At 36.1% G+C, this 25915-nt stretch carries 27 protein-coding genes; 12 read left to right on the forward strand and 15 right to left on the reverse strand.

Annotated elements, in window-relative coordinates; translation table 11 throughout:
* Nucleotides 1-373: 373 nt before the first annotated feature.
* The gene (locus tag ABH960_RS25760; RefSeq protein ID WP_002063699.1) at nt 374-730 is read left to right on the forward strand and encodes a YgzB family protein; all 357 of its coding nucleotides are present in this window, start codon (nt 374-376) and stop codon (nt 728-730) included.
* Between the two features lie 86 nt (nt 731-816).
* Here the strand turns inward: ABH960_RS25760 and perR are convergent, their stop codons facing one another.
* The 6 genes from perR to ABH960_RS25790 form a co-directional block, all read right to left on the reverse strand.
* Nucleotides 817-1245: a peroxide-responsive transcriptional repressor PerR gene (gene perR / locus ABH960_RS25765; RefSeq protein ID WP_165762387.1), complete on the reverse strand. Its 429-nt coding sequence runs from the start codon at nt 1243-1245 to the stop codon at nt 817-819.
* A 300-nt stretch (nt 1246-1545) separates the two neighbouring features.
* Nucleotides 1546-2001, reverse strand: coding sequence for a thioredoxin-dependent thiol peroxidase (gene bcp, locus ABH960_RS25770; protein ID WP_404449251.1), 456 nt, complete (start codon nt 1999-2001; stop codon nt 1546-1548).
* Between the two features lie 44 nt (nt 2002-2045).
* Complete coding sequence (locus tag ABH960_RS25775; RefSeq protein ID WP_002091112.1) at nt 2046-2450, reverse strand: potassium channel family protein; 405 nt, start codon at nt 2448-2450, stop codon at nt 2046-2048.
* Between the two features lie 72 nt (nt 2451-2522).
* The gene (locus ABH960_RS25780) at nt 2523-3308 is read right to left on the reverse strand and encodes an ABC transporter permease (RefSeq protein ID WP_002091114.1); all 786 of its coding nucleotides are present in this window, start codon (nt 3306-3308) and stop codon (nt 2523-2525) included.
* Between the two features lie 4 nt (nt 3309-3312).
* Nucleotides 3313-4104, reverse strand: coding sequence for an ABC transporter permease (locus ABH960_RS25785; RefSeq protein ID WP_000521522.1), 792 nt, complete (start codon nt 4102-4104; stop codon nt 3313-3315).
* Nucleotides 4097-5110 carry an ABC transporter ATP-binding protein gene (locus tag ABH960_RS25790; protein ID WP_404449254.1) on the reverse strand — a complete coding sequence of 338 codons (1014 nt, stop codon included), beginning with the start codon at nt 5108-5110 and terminating at the stop codon, nt 4097-4099. Before ABH960_RS25790 ends, ABH960_RS25785 begins: the two co-directional genes overlap by 8 nt.
* Before the next feature lie 127 nt (nt 5111-5237).
* Between ABH960_RS25790 and hemL the strand changes: the two genes are divergently transcribed.
* The 3 genes from hemL to ABH960_RS25805 all read left to right on the forward strand — a co-directional run bounded on the left by hemL (nt 5238) and on the right by ABH960_RS25805 (nt 12534).
* A complete protein-coding gene (gene hemL / locus ABH960_RS25795; protein WP_404449256.1) occupies nt 5238-6536 on the forward strand; it encodes a glutamate-1-semialdehyde-2,1-aminomutase in 1299 nt (432 codons plus the stop codon).
* A gap of 203 nt (nt 6537-6739) precedes the next feature.
* A complete protein-coding gene (locus ABH960_RS25800; RefSeq protein WP_404449258.1) occupies nt 6740-11176 on the forward strand; it encodes a glutamate synthase-related protein in 4437 nt (1478 codons plus the stop codon).
* A 269-nt stretch (nt 11177-11445) separates the two neighbouring features.
* A complete protein-coding gene (locus tag ABH960_RS25805; RefSeq protein ID WP_404449260.1) occupies nt 11446-12534 on the forward strand; it encodes an aromatic acid exporter family protein in 1089 nt (362 codons plus the stop codon).
* 14 nt (nt 12535-12548) lie between these two features.
* Here ABH960_RS25805 and ABH960_RS25810 read toward each other — a convergent pair whose 3' ends face one another.
* The 4 genes from ABH960_RS25810 to ABH960_RS25825 all read right to left on the reverse strand — a co-directional run bounded on the left by ABH960_RS25810 (nt 12549) and on the right by ABH960_RS25825 (nt 15938).
* Nucleotides 12549-14309 (reverse strand): ABC transporter ATP-binding protein, encoded by a 1761-nt coding sequence (locus tag ABH960_RS25810; protein WP_404449262.1) that lies wholly within the window; start codon nt 14307-14309, stop codon nt 12549-12551.
* A gap of 54 nt (nt 14310-14363) precedes the next feature.
* Nucleotides 14364-14894, reverse strand: coding sequence for a nucleoside tri-diphosphate phosphatase (ntdP, locus tag ABH960_RS25815; RefSeq protein WP_000506630.1), 531 nt, complete (start codon nt 14892-14894; stop codon nt 14364-14366).
* A gap of 319 nt (nt 14895-15213) precedes the next feature.
* Nucleotides 15214-15468 (reverse strand): YgaB family protein, encoded by a 255-nt coding sequence (locus tag ABH960_RS25820; RefSeq protein ID WP_002010338.1) that lies wholly within the window; start codon nt 15466-15468, stop codon nt 15214-15216.
* A 188-nt stretch (nt 15469-15656) separates the two neighbouring features.
* The gene (locus ABH960_RS25825; protein ID WP_002125062.1) at nt 15657-15938 is read right to left on the reverse strand and encodes a gamma-type small acid-soluble spore protein; all 282 of its coding nucleotides are present in this window, start codon (nt 15936-15938) and stop codon (nt 15657-15659) included.
* Nucleotides 15939-16063: 125 nt separating this feature from the next.
* On the opposite strand from ABH960_RS25825, the gene ABH960_RS25830 reads away from it, so the two are divergent.
* Complete coding sequence (locus tag ABH960_RS25830) at nt 16064-16240, forward strand: hypothetical protein (RefSeq protein ID WP_002091123.1); 177 nt, start codon at nt 16064-16066, stop codon at nt 16238-16240.
* Between the two features lie 239 nt (nt 16241-16479).
* Here the strand turns inward: ABH960_RS25830 and mutY are convergent, their stop codons facing one another.
* Entirely contained in the window at nt 16480-17577 is a 1098-nt protein-coding gene (gene mutY / locus ABH960_RS25835; RefSeq protein WP_002091125.1) for an A/G-specific adenine glycosylase, read from the reverse strand.
* A gap of 149 nt (nt 17578-17726) precedes the next feature.
* Between mutY and ABH960_RS25840 the strand changes: the two genes are divergently transcribed.
* Nucleotides 17727-18707, forward strand: a complete 981-nt coding sequence (locus tag ABH960_RS25840) for a metal-dependent hydrolase (RefSeq protein ID WP_002125060.1) — start codon at nt 17727-17729, stop codon at nt 18705-18707.
* A gap of 24 nt (nt 18708-18731) precedes the next feature.
* On the opposite strand, the gene ABH960_RS25845 is transcribed toward ABH960_RS25840, so the two are convergent.
* Complete coding sequence (locus ABH960_RS25845) at nt 18732-18998, reverse strand: YfhJ family protein (RefSeq protein ID WP_002010328.1); 267 nt, start codon at nt 18996-18998, stop codon at nt 18732-18734.
* Between the two features lie 122 nt (nt 18999-19120).
* On the opposite strand from ABH960_RS25845, the gene ABH960_RS25850 reads away from it, so the two are divergent.
* Both ABH960_RS25850 and ABH960_RS25855 read left to right on the forward strand, forming a co-directional pair.
* A complete protein-coding gene (locus ABH960_RS25850) occupies nt 19121-19279 on the forward strand; it encodes a small, acid-soluble spore protein K (RefSeq protein ID WP_002125059.1) in 159 nt (52 codons plus the stop codon).
* Between the two features lie 32 nt (nt 19280-19311).
* Nucleotides 19312-19464 carry a YpzG family protein gene (locus ABH960_RS25855; protein ID WP_002010325.1) on the forward strand — a complete coding sequence of 51 codons (153 nt, stop codon included), beginning with the start codon at nt 19312-19314 and terminating at the stop codon, nt 19462-19464.
* Between the two features lie 62 nt (nt 19465-19526).
* Here the strand turns inward: ABH960_RS25855 and ABH960_RS25860 are convergent, their stop codons facing one another.
* Complete coding sequence (locus tag ABH960_RS25860; RefSeq protein WP_002010323.1) at nt 19527-19844, reverse strand: YfhH family protein; 318 nt, start codon at nt 19842-19844, stop codon at nt 19527-19529.
* 9 nt (nt 19845-19853) lie between these two features.
* Nucleotides 19854-20666: a recombination regulator RecX gene (gene recX, locus ABH960_RS25865; protein ID WP_002125056.1), complete on the reverse strand. Its 813-nt coding sequence runs from the start codon at nt 20664-20666 to the stop codon at nt 19854-19856.
* An 81-nt stretch (nt 20667-20747) separates the two neighbouring features.
* Here recX and ABH960_RS25870 point away from each other — a divergent pair, with 81 nt between their 5' ends.
* From ABH960_RS25870 to ABH960_RS25885, 4 genes are all read left to right on the forward strand, one after another.
* Nucleotides 20748-21653, forward strand: coding sequence for a TIGR01777 family oxidoreductase (locus ABH960_RS25870; protein ID WP_002140287.1), 906 nt, complete (start codon nt 20748-20750; stop codon nt 21651-21653).
* 147 nt (nt 21654-21800) lie between these two features.
* Nucleotides 21801-22931, forward strand: a complete 1131-nt coding sequence (locus ABH960_RS25875) for an amidohydrolase (RefSeq protein WP_002010318.1) — start codon at nt 21801-21803, stop codon at nt 22929-22931.
* 240 nt (nt 22932-23171) lie between these two features.
* The gene (locus ABH960_RS25880) at nt 23172-23729 is read left to right on the forward strand and encodes a GNAT family N-acetyltransferase (RefSeq protein WP_002091129.1); all 558 of its coding nucleotides are present in this window, start codon (nt 23172-23174) and stop codon (nt 23727-23729) included.
* A gap of 110 nt (nt 23730-23839) precedes the next feature.
* The gene (locus ABH960_RS25885) at nt 23840-23959 is read left to right on the forward strand and encodes a YfhE family protein (RefSeq protein WP_078178179.1); all 120 of its coding nucleotides are present in this window, start codon (nt 23840-23842) and stop codon (nt 23957-23959) included.
* 525 nt (nt 23960-24484) lie between these two features.
* On the opposite strand, the gene ABH960_RS25890 is transcribed toward ABH960_RS25885, so the two are convergent.
* The gene (locus ABH960_RS25890) at nt 24485-25651 is read right to left on the reverse strand and encodes a diglucosyl diacylglycerol synthase (RefSeq protein ID WP_002125051.1); all 1167 of its coding nucleotides are present in this window, start codon (nt 25649-25651) and stop codon (nt 24485-24487) included.
* Nucleotides 25652-25915: the final 264 nt, after the last annotated feature.

Consider the following 25915-nt stretch of genomic DNA (forward strand, 5'->3'; position numbering starts at 1 on the left):
CCAGGATCAAACTCTCCAATAAAGTTAGTTTGTCTAGCATCTAAAAATAAAAATTGACGTTCACGTTGTTTGTTTCGTTCAGTTTTCAAAGAACTACTTGGTCGCTCATTTGCGACTTTCTTATGTTAACATCTTCGTTTCCCGATGTCAACTAAGTTTTTCAAAATTCTTTTTTGTCGTTCACTGCGTTTCTGCATCAGCGACGTTTATTAATATATCATGCAGTATATGTAGGGTCAATACTTTTTATAAAAAAATTTCACATCCCGTTAAAAGCTTAAAAAATCATATCTCCTTATCATTTTACTAAGTTTACAAACGAGTGAAAATTCTAAATTTTATGTTATATTATTATTATAGGAGCGTGGTGAGAATGAGCATTAAATATTCGAACAAAATCAATAAAATTCGGACCTTCGCATTAAGTTTAGTATTTATCGGCCTCTTCATTGCATACTTAGGAGTCTTTTTCCGTGACAACATTATTATTATGACAACATTTATGATGGTTGGCTTTTTAGCTGTTATCGCTAGTACTGTCGTTTATTTTTGGATTGGTATGTTATCTACTAAGACTGTACAAATTATTTGTCCAAGCTGCGATAAGCCAACAAAAATGCTTGGTCGTGTCGACGCATGCATGCATTGCAACCAACCTTTAACACTGGATCCGAGTTTAGAAGGAAAAGAATTTAATGAGAAGTACAATAAAAAAAGCTATAAAGGATAACACGTACTTTCACTTTAGTATTTTTTCATCCCTATATAATAAAGAAAGAGGGTGACTTAATCGTCACCCTCTTTCTTTATTATATATTACGCCTTATGACACTCTGGACAAACGCCATAAATTTCTAAGCGATGACTATTAATAATGAATCCTGTCGTTTTCGCAGCTTCCTCTTCAAGCTGTTCCAAACCTCCATAAGGAAAATCAACAATCTTACCACATTTTTCGCAAATCACATGATAATGTTGACTTGTAACATAATCAAATCTACTTGAAGCGTCCCCATAAGTTAATTCCTTTACAAGTCCAACTTCTTTAAACACACGTAAGTTATTATAGACAGTTGCAACACTCATATTTGGAAACTTACCTTCTAATGCTTTATAAATGTCATCCGCTGTTGGGTGCGTCATAGATTCCACAAGGTACTCTAAAATAGCATGACGCTGTGGAGTAATGCGTACACCCGTATTTTTCAGCATTTCTAGCGCTTCTTTTAATTCTTCTTTGACCACCGTCATGCACCCCGATTCTATACGGATTATTATTTTATAATTCTTATAAAGAGTGTACTCCTTTTCTTATAAATCGTCAATATTTCTACTATAAGTATGTGGTTTATTTTTGTATATAGCCTTATTCTTATGTAACTTCCCGTATTTCCTATACATTTACATAGAAAAAAGTGCGACATAATCGCACTTGGAATACTATCATCTGAGGAGGTATGCCCTACACTTTCACTTTATGTATCGCAAGAAAATATGTATAGACGCATGCCTTACATATGTATTTTTTTCCACATTAATATAGATTTATTTTATATAAGAAAGTACGTCCTCAATATGTCTCTTCACTTTCACTTTACGCCATTCTTTTACAAGTTCACCATCTTTATTGATAAGGAATGTAGAACGCTCGATTCCCATGTACTCTTTTCCAAAGTTCTTTTTCAACTTCCAAACATCGTACAATTCTGCTACTTTATGATCTTCATCTACTAAAAGTACAAATGGAAGCTCATGCTTCTCGATGAATTTCATATGTCTGTTCACCGAATCAGGACTTACGCCAAGGATGACCGTGTCCTTCTCTTGGAATAATCCATATGCATCACGAAAATCACATGCTTCAGTTGTACACCCTGGAGTCATATCTTTCGGGTAAAAATATAAAACTACATTTTTACCTCGGAAGTCAGCTAAGCGAATTTGTTCTCCGGTACTTCCCTCTAATGTGAATTCCGGTGCTATTTCTCCTACTGTGATCATTGTTATCACTCCTTTTCTTTTCTATTACTATAACAAATGCTACCTTATTTTTCATTGTCCATTACAGTCCTTACCACAAAAGCAAACGGTAATGTATATCCAATTAATGCTTCTCCAATTGCAATCCATCTTCCGATTCCAATCGGAGCTATATCACCATATCCAACGGACAATAAAGTAACCGCGCTAAAATATAAACATATTTCAACGAGTTGAAAGGAATGAGCACTTAGCCTATCCCCATCTTCTTTTAAAACCGCAAAACCCATTTCCTCTAGCACAACATAACTTAATCCAAACGCAATCAGTACCGTTGTATAAATTAAAAACAACGTAGCTAAATTGTACAGCGAAAAGAAACGATTGGAATTTGAATATGAACTCCATAATAATTGGACACTTCTCAAAATAGCGATTGCCGCAATTAATAGAATAAATCCCCATAACATGTCCTCCACCTCATTTTATATGTATGAGGACTATAGCGGATTTATCCCTTAGAAACGAACAAGCTTCTATAATTAATTTCCCGCACCACGATATCGTTTAACCCCTTGATTCCAGAGGGTAATTGCAATAGTAAAACAGATAACACCAACAATTGGCGTTGCGAAAGCATAGCTATTCCACTCTGTTTTTCTTAAAAAGTATGCTGCTGGATATACCCCAACAAATGCAAACGGTAAAACAAACGTTAAAACAAAGCCAATAACACGGTTATAAATATCAACAGGGTAGCGTCCATAATTCCCTATGTTATACATAAGCGGCATAATGGAACTTTTCGCATCCGACCAAAAGCCAAGACTTGCAAGCGTAACAAATATCCCGCCGTACACAAGTGCCCCTCCCCCTACCATAAGTAGGAATAAGAAGAAATCATACCAGTAAAAAGATAATTGCAGCTCCATTGCTGCATAACCCATCACAATAATCCCCGTAATAGCTCCAATTAAAGATTCAAGTTCCATTCTTTCTAATATAATTTGAAACAAACTATGAATCGGTCTCGTTAATATACGATCCATTTCTCCTTTAATAATGTAACGATCATTAAAATCCCATATATTAAAGAAAGCTGAAAAAATGGCAAACGGTACTAAAAAGAAACCATAAATAAAGATTACTTCTTCTCGGCTCCACCCTTTTAGTGCTTGGGTGTGCCCAAACACAACGAGAATGAAGATTAAATTAACAGCTTGTAGTGATAAATCTGAAAGTAATCCGACGATAAAATCGCCACGATACTCCAATTTTGTTTTTATATATTGACTTGCATATTGCAAAAATAATTTTATATATATCATCTCGTCATCCCCCTTGTACGATTAGACGTTTTCTCGCCGTTTTCCACATCAGTACAATTGGAATAATAAGTATAATTGCCCAAATCACTTGAAATAATAAAGCTTCATATAACTTACTTCCTTGTATACCTTCAGAGAAAATCATACTTGGAATATAACTAATTGCTTGAAACGGTAAAAACACCATTGCTTTTTGGGCCCATAACGGATAAAAACTAATCGGTAATAATAAACCAGAAAATAAATCGATAACAACACGTTTCGCATACATAATTCCACTATTATTAAATAAGAAGAATGTAAGCATTCCTGTCATTAAATTTATTTGTGTATTAATGATAAAACTAAATATTAAAGATAGGAAGAAATATAACCACGTTTGAAAATTCGTTGTAATTTGTAATGAAAATAATAACGTAACAATAACCATGCCCGGAATCGAAAAGAAAGCAAAACGAAATATCCCTTCTCCAAGCCCTTGCATAACTTTCATACCTAAATAGTTGTACGGACGAATTAGCTCTACCGCCACACGCCCTTCTTGAATTTCCATCGCAATTTCTCTATCTATATTATTGAAATAAAAAGCGCGTGCCATCCATGCGATCGCAATATACGTAGTCATTTGTGAAATAGATAAACTTTCAATATTCTCTTTCCCGCTATAAATTGCTTGCCATAAAAAATAATACGCACCAATGTTAATCGTATAAATTAAAATCCCGCTGTAATAATTTGTACGATAAGCAAGCATCATTAAAAAGCGAATCCGAATCATTTCAATATACTTACCCATGCATAATACCTTCTTCATAAATGTTACGAATAATTTCCTCTGTAGACACTTCGTTAATTTTCAAATCTTTAATTTGAAAGGCTTGTACTACTTTAGAAATCAACATAGAGATGATAACTTCTTCATTCGGTATTTTTGCAACCCATGCGTTTTCTTCTTTCGCTTTTAACCAAACAACATGACTATCTGGCATAACCATTGATAACTCCTGGTATGAAACCGGGGCAACAAACTGAAAATGTATTTCCTTCTCTACTCCCCACTGCGTACGAAGATCATCTAAAGATCCGTCATACATAATATTCCCTTCATCAAGCATGATGACACGTTCACATAAAGCTTCAATATCAGTAATATCATGTGTCGTTAATAAAATTGTTGTTTTATAACGTTCATTCATCTCTTTTAAGAATTCTCGTATTTTCAATTTCACAAGAACATCTAGTCCAATTGTTGGCTCATCTAAAAATAATAACGGCGGATTATGAATTAACGCCGCTGCCAATTCACAACGCATTCTTTGACCAAGAGATAATTTCCGTACCGGTTTATCTAACAAAGGACCAATATCTAACGTTTCAATAACATGTTCCATATGTTCCTTATACTGAGCGTCTGATACACCGTACACTTTCTTCAATAAACGAAATGATTCTTGTACAGCAATATCCCACCAAAGCTGGGAACGCTGACCAAACACAACGCCGATTGTTCTTACAAATTCTTCTCTCTGTTTGTGTGGATTCATTCCATTCACTGTAATTTGTCCTGATGTCGGAGTCAAAATCCCTGTAAGCATTTTAATCGTCGTTGATTTACCAGCACCATTCTCACCAATATAACCAACCATTTCACCTTGCTTTACAGTAAAAGAAACATCATTTACTGCTGGTACTATTTTATAATTACGATTTAATAAATCGCGAAATGCACCCTTTAATCCCGGACGACTTGAATAAGCTGTAAACTCTTTACGTAACCCTTGTACCTCAATTACCGATTTCATAATCGGACCCCCTTCCTAAATGTCACAACGAATAGTTTACCCAACTGCTCCTTCTATCACAAACAATACGTCTTTTCAAAAAACATGTTAGAATAATACATAGATTTTTGTAAGGAGATGAATTGTAGTGAATTTCACAAAATCAGAAGCGTTACATAAAGAAGCTTTAGAACATATCGTTGGTGGTGTTAATAGTCCTTCCCGTTCTTTTAAAGCAGTTGGAGGCGGTTCTCCTGTTGCAATGGAACGCGGAAAAGGTGCTTATTTCTGGGATGTAGATGGAAATAAATATATCGACTATTTAGCAGCGTATGGCCCTATTATTACTGGACATGCTCACCCACACGTAACAGAAGCAATTAAAACAGCGGCTGAAAACGGCGTACTATACGGTACTCCAACAGCACTAGAAGTAAAATTCGCAAAAATGTTAAAAGAAGCAATGCCCGCTTTAGATAAAGTTCGCTTCGTGAACTCTGGTACAGAATCCGTTATGACAACCATTCGTGTTGCTCGTGCTTACACTGGCCGCACAAAAATTATGAAATTCGCTGGTTGTTACCACGGTCATTCCGATTTAGTACTTGTAGCAGCTGGCTCTGGTCCTTCTACTCTTGGAATTCCTGATTCAGCTGGTGTGCCACAAAGTATCGCTCAAGAAGTTATTACTGTTCCATTTAATAATGTAGAAACTTTAAAAGAAGCGTTAGATAAATGGGGACACGAAGTAGCAGCTATCCTTGTAGAGCCAATCGTTGGAAACTTCGGTATTGTTGAGCCAAAACCTGGCTTCCTTGAAAAAGTTAATGAACTCGTTCACGAAGCTGGTGCACTAGTAATTTATGATGAAGTTATTACTGCTTTCCGCTTTATGTATGGCGGCGCTCAAGACTTACTTGGCGTAACCCCAGATTTAACAGCACTTGGTAAAGTTATCGGCGGTGGACTTCCAATTGGTGCTTACGGTGGTAAGAAAGAAATTATGGAACAAGTTGCACCGCTCGGCCCTGCATACCAAGCTGGTACAATGGCTGGGAACCCTGCTTCTATGGCATCAGGGATTGCCTGTCTAGAAGTACTTCAACAAGAAGGCGTATACGAGAAATTAGATGCACTTGGCGCAATGCTTGAAAAAGGAATTTTAGATCAAGCTAAAAAACATAACATCGATATTACAGTAAACCGTCTAAAGGGTGCATTAACTGTATACTTCACGACAAATACAATTGAAGATTACGATGCAGCCAAAAATACAGATGGTGAAATGTTCGGTAGATTCTTCAAGCTGATGCTTCAAGAAGGTATTAATTTAGCACCTTCTAAATATGAAGCATGGTTCTTAACGACAGAACATACAAAAGAAGATATTGAATATACAATTGAAGCTGTTGGCAGAGCATTTTCTACCCTAGCGAACAATAAATAATCTCTTCATTACAAAAGGAAAAAAGAAAGCCCATCTTTCTTTTTTCCTTTTTTCTATTTCATAAATCCCTCATTAATAGTATAATTATTCATAATTATCTGTTTTATATCCTTTTATATCTTTACTATCCATGTATACAAGGCAGTTCACGCCTTAAATAGTAAGATTATTCAAAATTCATTTTCCGGAGGGGGGATTGACGGATGCTCAATAAAAAAAATAAATGGACACCGTCTTTATTTCAGAATTATAAAAATGCAGAACATGATGCGTGTGGAATCGTTTCCGTTATGGAAAAACGAAGAATTCCTACAAAAGAAAACATCGATCTTTGTATACAATCTCTAGTCAAAATGAATCATAGAGCTGGTTTCATTAACGGCGAAGGAGATGGTATCGGAATTCATATCGACATGCCAAAAGCACTTTGGAATGAAAAACTGAAAAGTAGCGGATATAATCCAACGATTGTGGATCATCCCCACTTTATCGTTGGACATTTTTTTCTAAACAAAAAAGAAAACATTGCCGAGTTAAAAGATTACATTCGTACGCAACTAAACAATGAAAGCTTTACAATTGTTCTCGAAAATGATGATGTAATAAACTCAGATGCACTCGGTCCTCTTGGTAAACAAGAAGAACCTTTATTTTGGCAAATTGCCCTTATCGCCGAAAGTGAAGTTAAAAATATTGAACAAACATTATTTTCTGTAACAATAAAAATCGAAGAAAATGAAGCAATTCATGTTGCCTCATTAAGTCATGAACATGTTGTATATAAAGTTCTCGGTGCTGGCGATACACTCGTTGCTTATTACAATGATTTACAACACCCACTTATCGCTTCAACTATGACACTAGGACATAATCGCTATTCTACTAATACGTTATCTAATTTTTTTCGTGTACAACCATTTAGCATTCTCGGACATAATGGCGAAATTAACACGATCGCAAAATTACGCGATCAAGCTGAAATGATTAATGTACCACTTACTGCCGGGGGCAGTGATTCCCAAGATTTAAACCGCACCTTAGAAACCCTTCTCGTTCAGTATAACTACAGTTTATTTGAAGCAATGGATATATTATTTCCACCAATTATTAATGAAATAAAGCTTTACGAAACAAACTTACAAAACTTATACACTTATATACGTGAGGCTTGGGGGCATTTCGCACAAGGTCCAGCTGGTATTATTTCACGTTATAAAGATGAAGCTGTTTTCAGTGTCGATTCCCTTGGATTACGCCCAGTTTGGAAAGTAGAGACAGAGAGCTCCTATATTTTCTCTTCTGAACCTGGAGTTGTATCACCAACTGAATATGTAGCAGAGCCGAAACCACTCGCTCCTGGAGAAAAAATTGGATTAAAATGGAATCAACAAGATGAGCTCGTTCTCTATGAATACGACAATTATCAAATTGAAGTATATAACCGTTTTAAGAAACGAATCGATGTTACCAATTATCATGTAAACTTATCTATCCCTGAAACGAAAGAAACTGAGGGATTATGTGCTTCGGTTCAAGTTGAAACGAATCAATACGTCGCTTTTGGCTGGGATCGAGAACATATTCAGCTCCTTGAACAAATGGCGACAAAAGGCGTCGAACCAATTCGGTCACTTGGGCATGACTCACCACTTGCCGCACTTGATACAGATAGACGAAATATTGCTGATTTCATTAAGGAAAGTGTAGCCGTTGTTACAAATCCAGCAATCGATCGCGATCGAGAAGTTGAACACTTCTCCACACGTACTGTACTCGGAGAGCGTCCGGGTTTATTAGATAACTCTAAACAACCATTTGTAATCGAGATGCTTTCACCCATTATTTTAGAAGGGAATTTAGCTCAATCTATCGCGGCAGACTTACACACGATTACGTACGAACAACTTATACAGCTATTCATTACTCATAGCTCTGTCTCTACAATTTCTGTTACATTTAGTCCATCAGAAACTCTACAAATCGCATTAAATCGAATTAGTTCCGAAGCGATAGCAGCCGTTAAAAATGGTGCTTCCCTACTATTATTAGATGACGCTAAATCTCATCAAAATGAACTGTTATGGATTGACCCACATCTAGTTACTGCTAAAGTACATCAAGCATTAACTGAAAATAAATTACGCCGGAAATGCTCTCTCGTTATACGTTCCGGTGCCCTTCGCTCCTTACACGATATCGTCACGCTATACGGATTAGGGGCAGATGGTATTAATCCATATCTATTGTTCGCAACGGTAAATGATGAAACAAAAGTACCAATTACTAATTTGTATACCGCACTTAATAAAGGACTAGAGAAAGTAATTTCAACGATTGGAATTCATGAATTACGCGGTTACGGTCGCCTCTTCTCCTCTATTGGATTACATGAGGAAATCGCAAATATATTACAAATTACAAACTTCTGCGGTTCAAATAATTTAGCTTTTTCACTTGAATCACTTGCTGAAGATGCAAAAATTCGAGCTGAGGATTTTAACAATCCAAAAGTTAGAATGCGAAAATCATTTCATATATTCCCGCGGATTTGGAAAGCAATTGGTGATGTTGCAAAAGGAAACTCTTATGATGATTATCGCGACAAGTTAAGTGAATTAGAAGAAAACACTCCCATCGCAATCAGGCACCTTGTTCAAACAAAACAAGCACAGCATGTAGTTCCGACTGAAGAAGTGTCCATCGGCATTCACAATCATGATTTACCATTTATTATTAGTTCCATGTCATTTGGTTCTCAAAATGAAATTGCCTTTCGCGCGTATGCAGAAGCTGCCGATCAGCTAAATATGATTAGTTTGAACGGTGAAGGCGGCGAAATTAAAGATATGATTGGTAAGTACCCACATACACGCGGACAACAAGTTGCATCTGGCCGATTTGGAGTAAACGCTGAACTACTAAATTCATCAAATTTAATTGAAATTAAAATAGGTCAAGGAGCAAAGCCTGGTGAAGGTGGACATTTGCCTGGTTCAAAAGTGACTGCCAAAATTGCGGAAGCACGTAATGCTACAATTGGTTCGGATTTAATTTCACCTTCTAACAACCATGATATTTATTCAATTGAAGACTTGGCTCAAATGATTACAGAAATTAAAACGGCTAATCATCTTGCAAAAGTAGCTGTAAAAGTTCCTGTCGTTCCTAACATCGGAACAATTGCTGTTGGTATCGCAAAAGCTGGCGCTGACTTTATTAACATTAGTGGATTTGATGGCGGAACAGGTGCTGCGCGTATTCACGCATTGCAACATGTTGGTCTTCCTGTAGAGATTGGTGTTAAAGCTGCTCACAATGCGTTACTAGAAGCAAATATGAGACATAAAGTAGAGATTTGGGCAGATGGCGGTATTCGAAGTGTCAATGACGCCTTAAAAATCATGCTCCTCGGAGCAAACCGGATCGGATTTGGCACATTATCAATGATTGCAATTGGCTGTACAACTTGCCGTGGTTGTCATCTTGATACGTGCCACGTCGGAATTGCAACACAAATTGAATCTGAAGCTCAAGCGAAAGAACATGGACTGCGCCGTTTCGTTCCACGTGAATTAGAAAGCGCAGTTACAGGGCTATTAAGCCTATTCACTACTTTCGGTACAGAATTGAAACGTTTAACAGGGCAGCTCGGTTACACAAACTTACAAGATATTATCGGACGATCGGATTTATTAGAACAAACTCGAGGCAAGGACTTATTAGACTTACGTAATTTAATACAAACGATAGAAGATTCATCTGTGAAAATAACGGCATCTGTACAAGAAAAACAATTTGAAACAACAAATTCTCTCCAGTCAAAAGAATTAGTAAGCGTCGGCGTAGAGCAACGCGTAATGGGCGGTCTAGAATCCTGTTATCGTATTCGTAGCAAATTATATGAAAACACTCATCTTGAACCACTTACATTAAAGTATACAAACGGATCTGTTCCTGGAAACGGATTAGGCGCGTACAATAGCGAGAACTTATTTATACACGTAAATGGTGGCGCGCAAGATGGAATTGGAAAAACTTCATTTGGCGGTGGCATTTATATAACGAAAGCAAAAGGAACAGATGGAACATATTATAACGGTTCTGTCGGAAAAGGATTTGGATACGGTGCTCAAAAAGGTGCATTATACGTGCAAGGTAACGCTGATGCTCGTGCTGGCATTCGCCTTTCTGGAGCAGATATGATAATTGGAGGCAGAATTACAAAACCACTCCGCGAAAAAGAACAAGGAAATATCGGAGTATATTCTAATATAAAAGGATTTGCTTTTGAATATATGACAAATGGTCGCGCTCTTGTTTTAGGAGATCCTGGTCCATGGATTTGTGCCGGCATGACTGGTGGTGTTGTTTATTTACATCATGAGCCAAACTTAGGTTTAACAGAACACGCTTTAAAAAGAAGAATTGCTAAAGGTGCAAATGTAACATTGCAGCCAATTAGTAAAAATGGTTTGCACGATGTGAATGAATTATTATTAGACTACATTCGTGTATTAAATGAGCACGAACAATATGAAGAAGTCGCTTTGTTAACACCATTATTAGATGATATCCAGCTTCACTTCTATGAAATTATCCCGAAAAAAGAACAGGCGGATCCATCTATTTCGACCGAATGACATGTACAATATTTATTTTCATAAAAAAATTGACGAAGCGAGCATCGCATAGTAATCTAGAATAACAATTTGAAACCTGCTGAAATTCAGCAGGTTTTTTTATTAAAGAATAGATGTTTAAAGAGAATTTGGAGAAATTATAAATTGATTGTAATTTATTTATTAAACTTTTTAACGTCACTAAAATATCACTTGCTAACATATTGTAATGAATGTATAGTATCATGTTGTACATTCATTATGACAAGAGAAAGGATATCAATAAGGGTATGAAACTTGGTGCTCGCATTTTAAAAACGGGTATTGCCATTACATTAGCTTTATTTGCTTGTATTTTACTTCAATTACCGAGTCCTGTATTTGCGGGAATCTCAGCTATCTTTGCTGTTCAACCGTCTGTATACCGCTCGTATTTAACTGCTCTTGAGCAAATTCAAGCAAACGTAATTGGTGCTGTATTCGCTATCGTATTTGCTACTGCTTTTGGACATAATCCTTTTATTATTGGATTAACGTGTATATTAGTAATTGCTCTTACTTTACAATTACGCTTAGAAAAAACAATATCACTCGCTTTAGTAACAGTTATCGCCATTATGGAGTATCAAGGCGAAGATTTCTTTAATTTTGCCTTACTTCGATTCGCGACGATTATGATTGGAATTATTGCGGCTTCGCTTGTAAATTTAGTATTTATGCCGCCAAAATATGAAACAAAACTTTACCATCGCATCGTTGATAATACAGAGGAAATTGTTAAATGGATTCGTATGAACAGTAGGCAAGCTTCTGATTTTACAACGCTAAAAACCGATATCGATCGCATGAAAGAAAAAATGATTAAACTAAATCATTACTATTTGCTGTATAAAGAAGAAAGAAGCTATACGAAAAAAATACAATTCGCGAAAATTCGTAAGCTCGTTTTATTCAGACAAATGTTAGCGACAACAAGCCGCGCTTTAAGCACGTTAAAATCATTACATCGCACCGAAAATGAACTGCGCTATATGCCAGAAAAGTTTCAGGAATCTATTCAAAACGAACTTGATTCATTAACGCATTATCACGAACAAGTGTTATTAAAATTTATTGGTAAAGCAAAGAAACAACAATCCGTTGAGATGCTTGATGAAGTTGAAACCGGTAAACAAGAATTGATTGATATCTTTATGGATTATCAAAATAAAGACGATGAGGAAGCATATAAAATATGGTTACACCTCTTCCCTCTTATTTCTTCAATTATTAACTACAGTGAGGAAGTAGAGCATTTAGATTTACTTGTGGATAGCTTCTACACATACCATAAACCAGAAAGCGAACTCCAAATCGAAGATAAAAAAGAAGACGAATAAAAAAACAGCTCCTTTTACGCTAAAGGAGCTGTTTCTGTTATATGCTGAAGTTGATATAGATTGTAATAAAACCCCCTCTTTTTCATTAACTCTTCATGAGAACCCTTTTCTTTTATTTCACCATCTTCAACATAAATAATTGTATCAACATGCGTAATCGTCGCTAATCGATGTGCAATAATAATTGTTGTCCGATCTGCAGCTAACGTTTGCAGTGCCTCTTGAATATATCGTTCATTTTCTAAATCTAAAGCGGAAGTTGCTTCATCTAATATAAGTAAAGACGGGTTCTTTAGAAAAACCCGTGCGATTGCTACACGCTGTCTTTGTCCACCAGATAATTTCACACCACGTTCCCCAACGACAGTATCATAGCCCTCTAGCAACTCTGTAATAAAATTATGAATTTGTGCAGCTTTGGCAGCTGAAATCACTTCCGCCTCTGTAGCTTTCGGATTGCCATATAAAATATTAGCCCCGATTGTATCGCTAAATAATAAATTATCTTGTAGCACAATTCCAATATGACTACGTAAATTTCTCATATTATACTTTCTTACATCTATCCCGTCTATATAAACTGCACCTTCAGAAACATCGTAAAAACGCGGAATTAAACTAGCAAGAGATGACTTTCCTCCTCCGCTTGCCCCTACAAGCGCAACCTTCTCTCCCGGGCGCATAGTTAATGACAGATTATGCAATATTTCTTTTTCATCCGCATTATAACGAAAAGAAACATTATCAAATATAACTTCCCCATCTAGCCTTTTCGTTTGCACCGCATTTGGCACATTAACAATATCGTATTTTTCATCCAACAATTCAAACACTCGATCCATCGAGGCGAAAGACTGTGTTAATGTTGTAGATGAATTAACAAGGCGACGAAGCGGACTATATAAACTATCCATATATCCAACAAAAGCAACCATCGTACCCAGTGTTAACGACCCTTGAATTACCTCATATGCCGCAAAACCAATAACAAGTAACGGCCCTAAATCCGTTAACGTATTCACTACCGAAAACGTTCTCGCCGTCCAACTCGTATGAGTTAGTGCTTTCGTTAAAAATTCATTATTTCTCTTTTCAAACTGTCCTCTTTCATACTCTTCTAATGCAAAACTACGTGTCACTTGCATCCCTTGAATACGTTCATGTAAATACCCTTGCATAGTTGCTAACGCTTGCGAGCGCTCTTTCGTCAATTTTCGAAGGCGCCCGAAAAAATATTTCACTGCAACTACATAAATAGGTAAGATTAATAAAGCAACAAAGGTTAATTTTATATTCATAGAAAACATAACGATAATGGCAATAACAATTGTTGCAGTATCTAACCAGACATTCATAAGACCAGTAATTACAAAGTCCTTCGTTTGTTCTACATCATGGATTACACGTGAAATAAGCTCCCCTGTTTTTGTGTTCGAATAATAACGTAAGCTTAATTTTTGCAAGTGCCCAAAAATGTATTTTCGTAAATCGTATAGTATTGTATTGGCAATGCGCTGCGCGAAATATTGACGATAATATTCTATCGGCGGTCTTACTACTGCAAAAATAAAAAAAGCAATCCCAATTGCGGTTATTAATTGAGACGTTTTTTCTTGAAGCGATCCCGTGCCTTGAATAACATCATCAATAATATACTTTAATAACCATGGCATAATAAGCGGGATACCGAACTTCACAAGACCAATAATAATTGTAATAGCAATAAGCCATCGATATGGTTTAACAAATTGTAAATATCTTTTTATACCTTGCACATAATCCCCCCTCTAATAGGACAAACCTGCCGGGAAATTCCCTGCAGGTTTGTTTTAATTTCTGTACATTAAATATCTTTCGTACCACATATCTACGAAATCCGGTGCGAATGGACCTTTTCTTTGATGAATCCACTGTGTTAAATGTGCTACATTTCGTTTTAAAATTGTATCAATAACAGGTGGATACTGCATAATTTGACTATGCTTTTCATACTCATCTTCATCCAAAAGTGTATATGTCATATCTGGATACACTTTAATGTCTAAGTCGTAATCAATATACTTTAATGCTTCAGAGTCATATGCAAAAGGAGAACTTAAATTACAATAATAATATACTCCTTCTTCTCTCAGCATTCCAATTACATTAAACCAATAATTAGCATGGAAGTAACAAATCGCAGGTTCGCGAGTAACCCATGTTCGACCATCTGATTCCGTAACTACTGTACGATCATTTGCTCCGATCACAAGGCTCTGCGTCCCTTTTAAAATTGTTGTCTCTTCCCACATTCTATGAATGGAGCCATTATGTTTATAACTATGTATTTGTACCTTTTCTCCTTCTTTGGGAAATCCCATATATGCTCCCTTCTTTCAACCGCAAATGCTTTTCTTAAGTTGTCTTAACTACCCCTTGAACTGCATTCACTTTTTTTCTATTATAACTTTTTTGTCAAAATTTTAAAACTAAAGCGATAGGACACTTGTTTTCATGAGGAATATAATGAAGTTTGTATTATTGAATACCCCATCACTAACCCTTTTAACGAAGGAACATTTCCTATGAATTAGCAATACGTATTTTAGAAGATTAAACGAAGATATAACAAAAAGAAAAGCCCCCTCACCTCTGTTTAAGAAAGGACTTTTCACCTAAAATCAACAACATATCTCACCCTTAATTTGAAATTATTTTTTCGGTTTCAAAAGATTGAATCACATTATTCGTTTGCTGTTCAAATTTTTCATGCAAAAGTTTTAATGCTATTTCTGTTCTGTATATTTCTTGACGGATAAAATGCAATTCTTTTTTATCGCACGTATCCCTTCCACTCATTTCAATTTGCTGATACTTCTCTAAATGTGATTGTAACTTTAAAAGCTCATCCATCGTTTCCAACTGCTCTCCTACCAACTTATCAAAATCGTTCATCACTTACCCCCTTTTTGATTCATTCGCCATTTATAATTCCTATTACATATTTTCTAATCGTGAACTTCTTTCTCCTTTGACTATATTTGTTGACTTATTAGAAGTTATGTCGTTCCTTTTATTTTCATTACAGTGACACGCACACAAAGAAAACACTTCTCTCGAATTGGAGAAGTGTTTTTCTTTCATTACTCGTTTGAACTAGAAGATTGTGATTGTTTTGCAGCTGATTGTGCATTTTGTTTTTTCACTGCATGCACATCTGTTTCAGTTGCAAACTCTGTACCATAACTAGCATTTGCACTTTGAGCAGCAGAAGCTTGTGCTTTCTGTGCCTCTGATTGTGCGTTCGCTTGTTTTACTGCTTGTACATTCGTTTCAGTTGCAAACTCTGTACCATAGCTAGCATTTGTACTTTGAATGCTAGCACCAGAAGTTGCCTTATTATAACCTTGTTGTTTTTTACTCATCTTTCTCACCTCCACAATCAATAATGTAACCAATTCACTTAGAAGTTATCCCTAATTTTCTTTTTAAAAATTCACGTATATATCTCTTATCACTCATTCAAACTACATATGATGGAGGTGGGAATATGTATACTGGACGTGATATGACTGAGCTAACTATGATTTCCAAAAATGAATGGAAAGAGGATGAATTAGCTTATTTTCATCATTCATTTCAGCAAATTATGCCTTATCTAAATGTAGAGGGACAAACGATTTATAAAGAAGTTGTGAAAGAAATCGAGTCACGGGGCGGATTATAAACGCGTGGATTTTCAACCTCAAAATACAAATTTATTTTCAATATAAAAAAACGTGTTCCAAAGTTCTGGAACACGTTTTTATTATTTATCCCGCTATTCGCCGGGCAGTAAGACCCCACCTCAAAATGCAGCGAAAGCAAAGAAGTTAGGTTGGGGTCGGGCTGCCCATAAAAGCCCGATTGGTGAGGGCTAATAATCAGTGGGGGATGAAGAAACCCCCCACTGATTAAAGTTTCACTTTACTGCATTGTAATTTTCTCAACACACTTTTCGTAAATTGTACGATGTGATTTCGAGAAAGGTAACTGTTCAAACGCTTCTTTCGATACAAACTTTAATGTATCCGTTTCGACAATATTACCTGTTACTTTTCCGTAAAATATAAATATATCCCAAGTACGATGTGTAAAAGTATGTTGTACATTCATCGCGTATTCATCAATAGAAACAGAGAGATCAAAGCTCTCCTTCATATAATCCGTAAGCTGTTGTTTTTGATTACGAATACCTTCACTTAGTTCAATATTCGGGAACTCCCACATATTAGCCAGTAATCCCGTACTTGGGCGTTTATTAATTACGTAACGGCCATCTTCAGTTTGAAGTACTCCCGCAACGAGCGGTACCATTGTAGGTGCTTTCGCTTTACTCTTCACTGGTAGTTCTTTTTGAACACCTTCAGCATACCCTCTGCAATGTTCACGTACAGGACAAAGTAAACAAGATGGATTTTTCGGTATACAAATTAATGCCCCTAATTCCATCAAACCTTGGTTAAAATAAGATGGATTTTCTATAGAAATAATTTCACGCACAATCTCTTCAAAAACTTTTCTCGTTTTCGGTTTTGCAATATCATCCCACACTGATAAAATACGAGATAATACGCGCATAACATTTCCATCAACCGCTGGCTCTGGTATGCCATATGCAATACTTAAAATGGCACCTTTTGTATATGGTCCCACTCCTTTTAATTTTTCAATTTTCTTTACATCGCTCGGTACTGTCCCGCCGTATACTTCTTTTACCTCTTTTACTGCAGCATGTAAATTTCGTGCTCTAGAATAATAACCTAAGCCTTCCCATGCTTTTAATACTTCTTCATCATCGGCAGTTGCTAGCGCTTCAAGCGTAGGAAACTTCCCCATAAAATTTGCGTAATATGGTTTTACAGCCTCTACCCTTGTTTGCTGTAACATAATTTCTGAAACCCAAACACGGTATGGATCTTTATTTTTTCGCCACGGTAAATCACGTTGTTCTTTTTCAAACCAACCAATTAAATCATTTTGAAACTGTTCTATGTTAAACTCATTTAATATTTCAAGTGTCAAACTTGATCCCCCTCATTTTTTTGCATATACGTACTATTATAAAGATTTTAGGAAAAAATTTAAGTAAGATGACATAGGAAATAGAAGGCAAAGGACTTGAGGTATCGAATAAAAAGAGTTACATTAATAAAAAACGGAGGTGGATTTCTATGGACACAGCCACTCACCTTGTTATGGGCGTTACTCTAGGCAGTTTGGCAACATTAGATCCAGCTATAGCACAAAGTGATATTGGGCCACAAGCAGTGATGCTTGCAACAATTGCCGGTTCCAATATTCCTGACATCGATACAGTTTTAAAATTGCGTAATAACGCTAAATATATAAGAAATCATCGCGGGATTACTCATTCCATCCCTGCAGTGATCCTTTGGTCACTCCTTATAAGTGGCATCTCTTTCGCCTTCTTTTCAGACGCTCCCTATCTGCATCTACTACTTTGGTCATTTATTGCCGTCTTTCTTCATGTCTTTGTGGATATTTTCAATGCCTATGGTACACAGGCATTAAGGCCCTTCACAAAAAAATGGGTAGCGCTCGGCATAATTAATACGTTTGATACTGTCATTTTCTTTATCCATATACTTGCTATCGCCTGTATGCTTGTCGGAGCACATAAAGGCTATACTGCTTTAGCAGCGTATATATTAATGTTTGTTTACTATATCGGCCGCATTATGATGCATCGAAATATTAAAAGTGTAGTATACAAACGTTTCAAAAATGTAGAGAAAGTAATTATTTCTCCTTCTTACAAATTTTATCATTATCATTTAGCCGTCGTTACAACTGAACATTACTACGTAGCAAGATGGCACCGCGGTAACATCCTTGTATACGATAAATTTAATCGCGTACCGTTCCCGAATACCGCCATTATGCAAGCCGCTGTGCGAGATGAAAATATATCTGCTTTCTTATCTTTCTCGCCTGTATATCGCTGGGATATTTTCGATTATGATAACTATTATGAAGTTCGATTTATTGATTTGCGGTATCGAAGTAAAGATTATTATCCATTCGTCGCAATCGTTCAGCTCGATCAAAATTTAAATATTATTAGTTCATATACAGGATGGATTTTCAGCGAAGAGAAACTTCGAAAGAAACTGGAATTGCTTCCACATTAAAAAAAGCGACCTACGTCGCTTTTTTTAATGTTTCAAATGATCTTCTTGATTGATTAAATGGCTATACTTCGGATTATTTGTACGCATTTCATGAAGGCGCCCTCCATGATTATTAACCCATGTTCGTACCACTTGTTCAGTCATTTCCTCACCTTGGTAACGACCTGATTTAGCATAAGTTGTTCGGAAGTCTTCCCACAGTAATTCAACCCATGCACGAGCTTGTGCGTAAGAAAGGTTGTCATTTTTATCTAATAATTCTTTCGTTAATGTTTCATAAATATCATTCATGTTCTATTCTCCTTTTACCTATTTATTCCCTTAATTTCTAAAGGATAGTTTCTTCTATTTTGCACATTCTATAAGTGATACTTCTTAAAGAGGTATCAACTGATAATGAGGGGGCGTTCTTAATGGGTAGACAAGCCGAATTTTGGTCTGAGTCAAAAAACAACAGCAAAATCGACAGTCAACCGAAAGCGAAATCACGCTTCGCTTCGAAACGACCTAACGGCACAATTAACACGCACCCACAAGAGCGTATGCGTGCTGCAAATCAGCAGGAAGAGTAGTACAAATTAAATTCCTACACGAGGTGATAAAGATGAGCTACCGTGACCATTTAGATCGTCGTTCTGAATTATTTAACCATACGTGGACTCGTCCAAAACATGCGAAGGCGCAAGTTAACGGACAGACGCAACAAACCCAGTCTCTCATTATACTGGCAAACGAATGTAAAAAACGCCAATTTTAGAATCTCCTATCTCCTTTAACGCCTACCAAAGATGAAAACCAGAGAGATTCGCTCTCTGGTTTTTATTTTTCTTGTAGCAAGGAAATTGGTATTCCAATCTCTTCATTATCATGTTGCTTATATCCCCAAGCAAATACCCCATTGAAATACGTAATTTTAAATACCACACCAGGTTCTTCTACTAATTCATATGTCTCACCAATATGGAATTTATTTATATCTATCATATAAGCACGAGCCATAGCCATTTTTCTCATTAATACATCGAATTCATTTACAATTCCAAGTTGCTCAGCCTTTACTGCTTGCTCCTTCAAAACCCCAATTTCTTCCCTTAGCTCATGTGGTGTCATTTCACTATAGCGTTTTGGCGTACCCATCTTATTTCCTCATCCCTCTTCACGTTTCATTTGTAAAAATATATCTATCTCATCAATAGAGAATCCTTTTCGATATAACGCTTGCTTCACCTTATTTTCGAATGTCCAACCATCATACTTCTTATATTTCTCATAATATTTATTCCCATGATAGTGTAACGCTTCTTCTTGCTGTTCGTCATCTTTTTCGTCTTTCAATTCTTCCAAGCAAATTTGAATCACATCTCTAGAATATCCTTTACGAACAAGCATTTCATCTAACTTTAGCTTCATTTGTAAAAATGAATGCTTTTGATAAGATTTTTTCTTCTTTTCTATAAGAAACAAAGCATTCTCCATTTGCTTCTCCTTTGGATACTCTTGTAAACTATGTGTAATGATTAAATCCTGAACACCTTTACTTAATAGCCCTCTCCTAATAACAGTTGGACCTTTTTGATTCACATTACTTTGCGTTCGCACGTATGAAATAGCGTACTCTTTATCATTAATATATCGATCATGTAATAATTTCGAAACGACTTCAGAGATGATGGCCTGTCCCACTTCTTTTTTTCGTAAGAAATCTTCTATTTCTTGTTTTGTTCTCATTTGATAGGATAAATAGGAAATCGCTTGTAAATATGCTTTTTGTACCTCTTCATTGTACAAAATATTCCCTAACGCTACTTCATCAATTTCTAAGCCTTTTTGTAACCCATGTTTCATTAAGATTGATTGATTCACACTAAACCCGTACTCTTCGCCTTGACCTTTATCAATATAAATATTAAATCGTTCTTTCGATCGTTTTTGCACTTCTATTTTTGTAATGACAGTCATACTCTCACCTCTCTATTATTTTAACATAGTCAAGGAACGTTTTTTCTTTTCAAGAATATATATAATGAGGAGGAAATGATTGTGAAAATCGCAATTTCTGGTGGCTCTGGCTTTATAGGCAAATCCCTTTCTAGTTTTTTTATTCAAAAGGGATTTACTGTTTACATTCTTACTCGAAAAAAAATTGCTGAAACTTCACACACTAACCTTCAATACGTACAGTGGACACCGGATTTACAGACCTTCCCTCTCTCCTCTATCGATGTAGTTATTAATCTAGCCGGAGAATCTATTAATAGTAGATGGACAAAAAAACAAAAAGAATCAATTTTAAACAGTAGAATTCAAACAACAAAAGGACTCATTAAACAATTACAAACACTTGAAACAAAGCCACACACATTTATTAATGCAAGTGCCATTGGATACTATGGGACATCTGAAACCGAATCTTTTACAGAACAGCAAGAGACTCCAGGAGATGACTTTTTAGCAAACACAGTATATTTGTGGGAGCAAGAAGCATCTAAAGCCCGCTCCATTGGAATAAGAACTGTCTACACAAGATTTGGAGTCGTATTAGGCGCAGATGGAGGAGCTCTTCCAAAAATGCTACTTCCCTATCAATTATATATCGGCGGTACACTTGGATCTGGAAACCAATGGTTATCATGGATTCATATAGACGATGTCGTTCGCATGATTGATTTCATCATTCACAAAAAAGAAATTGACGGACCTTTTAATATTACAGCGCCAACGCCAATACGGATGAAAGAGTTCGGTGAAATTATTGCCACTATAACTAGGCGACCTCATTGGCTACCTGTTCCTTCATTTGTACTTCGCGCTTTACTCGGTGAGATGAGTATACTTGTATTAGAAGGGCAACATGTATTACCCAATAAAGCTATTAAACATGGATATCAATACACATTTCCAACAGTTAACCATGCATTACAAAATATCCTCTTGCATACAATGTAGTACTTTTAAAATACAGTTTTACGGGTAGTCTATCTCCTCCAAGACTTCTTACTTTTTAAACACCGGAGCATTACTACACGAAAAACCTTTCAGTTACTTTGTCTAAACCTATTCTACACATTACAAGGTGACGGAAATGAGGTCTCTATGAAAATATTGCTCAAACAAGCCATTGTATATCCTATTACATCCCAAAAGTTTCAAGGAGATGTACTCGTTATAGGAGAACGCATTGCCGCGGTCAAACCTCATATTGATACTACTCAGGATATGACCGTTATAGATGCACGAGCTCTTCATCTCTTGCCTGGATTTATTGATGTTCATACTCACCTTGGCCTCTACGATGAAGGTACTGGTTGGGCTGGTAATGATGCAAATGAAACATCCGAAGTTTCAACACCACATATCCGTTCTTTAGACGGGATTCATCCTTTTGATATTGCATTTCAAGACGCTGTACAAAATGGTGTTACGACTGTTCACGTGATGCCCGGAAGCCAAAACATTATCGGCGGTACTACTTGCGTAATAAAAACTGCTGGAACTTGCATAGATCATATGATTATTCAGGAACCTGCTGGTTTAAAAATTGCCTTTGGAGAAAACCCTAAAAAGTTCCATAGTAACGGTACAAAAGAATCAATAACACGTATGGGAATTATGGGGTTACTTCGTGAATCATTCTATGACGCACAACACTACGGGCATGAAGCTGATTTTCGAATGCTACCTATTTTAAAAGCACTCCGCCGAGAAATACCGGTACGTATCCACGCTCACCGCGCAGATGATATCACTTCAGCTTTACGCTTTGCGACAGAATTCAATCTTGATTTACGTATTGAACATTGTACAGAAGGACACTTTATTGTTGAAGAGCTTTCGAAACACAATTTAAAAGTTTCAGTTGGACCTACTCTTACGCGACGTTCGAAAATCGAACTTAAAAACAAAACGTGGGATACTTATCATATTTTATCGAAAAATGGAGTAGAAGTTTCTATTACAACCGACCACCCTTATACACCAATTCAATATTTAAATGTTTGCGCTGCCATTGCAGTAAGAGAAGGATTAGATGAGAAAACAGCGTTGGAAGGAATCACTATTTTCCCAGCTCGAAATTTACGTTTGGAGGATAGAATTGGAAGCATTGATGTTGGAAAAGATGCTGACCTCGTGTTATGGACACATCATCCTTTCCATTATTTAGCCAAGCCTGTACTCACTATGATTGACGGAAAAATAATTTACAAAAAAAATAAAAAAAACTAGTTTATTTTTTTGACTAGATACAGTATTATACGATTATAAACTGAATGAAACCATAATCAATTTGTGTCGTGATTATCATTTTCAAATTGATGAATGGGGAAGGCAAATGGTGCGCCACCAGCGTTAGAAACTGGTTCTAGTGGGTTCGATTCCCACCCCGAAATTTTTTAAAGATTGATATAAAAATTTCGAGGGTGGGTGCTTTTTCGTCATGCTACCCTCGTGTGAGGAGGAGTTAGTGTGTTGAAAAAACGCGACTTACACGACAGCCACGTTCTATACGAATTAATGGTGGATCCTGCTGTCTTCCCTTTTGTGCGTCAAAAGGCCTATTCTTATGAAGAATATTTATTTTTAACGAAACAAACAATCGAAGCCGAAGAGCGTGGAGAATTAATCTCACGCACAATTTTAGATGAATGGGGTAACCCCATCGGCACAATTACTTTATTTGATGTGCAAGAAAAAGCTGGATTCCTCGGAACTTGGCTTGGCAAACCATATCATGGTAAAGGATATAATAAATTGGCGAAAGATTCATTTTTTAGCGAACTTTTCTATGAATTAGATATTGAAACGATTTTTATGCGTATTCGTAAAATAAATATTCGGTCTATTAAAGCTGCCGAAAAACTACAATATGTAAATCTAGCAAACGAAACAAGAAAAGCCGTTTATGATGAAATTAACGCGCATGAAGAAGTATATAATTTATATGAAATTCCAAAAGATCAGTATACACTTGCAACAATGCGAGATACAACATTCCAAGAAGCACACCAATTAAAAGAAGCGTAATCTAAAAATTCAGAAATAATAATCAATCATTACTAGTTTGACATATATGTATATCACCCCATGTCTTTGGAAACGATAGATAGTGACTTTAGGACACGAGGTGATTTGTAATGGATAAAAAGAAACATGATAAAGCAAAAAACACATTATCTAGTACACAAGAAGTTCTCTATCAGCGAGAATTTCGAAAAGCAGATCGTGCAGCGGGCTATCGCTCAAAAAGTATTTAAAGTGAAACTGAATAATTAGAAGGTTTCCCCCCTAATTATTCAGTTTCATTACATAAGATTTTCCAATGAATTAGCAAAAAAGGTTCCTTATTTATAAGGAACCTTTTTTGTGGACAACCTTATCCACAAAAACCGTAGAATTGTGCATAAATTACAAAAGTATTTTACGAATTCATTTATTTAAATGAATTCTAAACGTGAGAATTGTGGATAATTTTCTAAAAATTGTGGATTATGTGGATATAGCTGTTAATATTCCGATTTTACTGTCTAATGAAAGCGTAATCCTTTGTGGATAAAGTGAAACTTTAATCAGTGGAAGTTTTGTTTATCCCCACTGATTATTAGCCCTCACCAATCGGGCTTTTGCGGGCAGTTAATCCCCACCTAACTTCTTTGCTTTCGCTGAATTTTGAGGTAGGGGTCTTACTGCCCACAAATAGCGGGATAAGTTAATAATTCACGTTTATTTTTTTTACAACAATAAAAAAAACCCTCTTTAAATGCTTAAAAGAGGGTTTCATATTAAGTAAAAGATTCGGCAAGAACTGGTGATTTAATAGGTATATGATTCGGCTCTGCATGATTTTCTGCCAAAATTGTATCCACAATATGACCAGCTGGCTCAGGACGATAAATACTTTTCATTGCTTCTTTCATCTGAAGAAGCTTCATATCATCTTGTAATAACGCCTCTGTTTTTGCAAAAACTTCACTATCATCACGAATTACAACTGCAGCCCCTTTTTTTTCAAAATACAACGCATTTTCATTCTCTTGTCCTGGGACAGGTTTATATAAAATGACAGGTACTTGTAATGCAGCTGCTTCGCTTAATGTAATACCACCTGGCTTCGTAATCATACAAGAAGTAACACGGAACAATTCATCAATGTTTTCAACATAACCAAATACTTTTAAAGCATCAGAACCTTGTTCCTGTAGTTCCATTAAATCCTGCTTTAAAGCTTCGTTTTTCCCACAAACGACAACTACTTGTAAGTTTGGTACTGACATAAATGACTGGCATAGCTCTTTTACACTCCCTAGCACACCATGAGCACCTGCTACAATTAGTAACATCTTTTTATCCTTACATAACTGATATTTATTATATATAATTGCTGGATTTATCTTTAGCTCAAAACTGCTACGAATCGGAATCCCTGTTTCAACAATTTGTTCTGCAGGTACACCGATATCAACCATCACTTTTTTCACATGATCGGTTGCTACAAAATAACGATCTACTTCTCGATGGATCCATATTTTATGCACGCAAAAATCCGTTAATACGTTATAAACAGGAATAGAAATACCTATTTGCTTTTTCAATTCTGGTACAGCGATGATTGGAAAGGTATTAATAACAATATCCGGTTTCTCCACCTGTAATAGCGTCTTCAAACGCTTTCTCCCAAAATTCGCATACCAAGATGCTATTTTTTTATCATAAATTTTCTCTACACCATAATAAAACAAACGATATAATTCTTTTCCTACCGTATAGCTTTTTAAATATAAATATTTTGTAATATCGGTTATAACTGGATGTGATTCTCCAAACAAGTCGCATACAATTACATCTTCGATTCCTTTTTGACGAAATGTTTGTTCTAATGTTTTTGCCACTTGCACATGACCGTTACCGTAATGTGCAGTTAATATTAAAACCTTGGGGTTTTTTATCAAACAAATCCACTCCTAGCTTTTTGTTTCTCCATATTGCATATACGACAATAGGAAAAACATTTTCCTTAAAAACTACATACTCGGATTCTAATACTTTCCTGTTAGCTATGTATCTGTCGTGGATATGCAAAGCATATAAGATTGACCCCTTAATCCTATCTGTGCTCATATCTTTACATTATACTTTCCTATAAGAGCTTTCGCAATAACTTACAAATGTTCTATATTCCATAATACTCACTCTTTTACTTCTTAATTCTTTTT

It is taken from the genome of Bacillus sp. RC252 (assembly GCF_044909215.1).
GTDB classification, from domain to species: Bacteria; Bacillota; Bacilli; order Bacillales; family Bacillaceae_G; genus Bacillus_A; species Bacillus_A mycoides.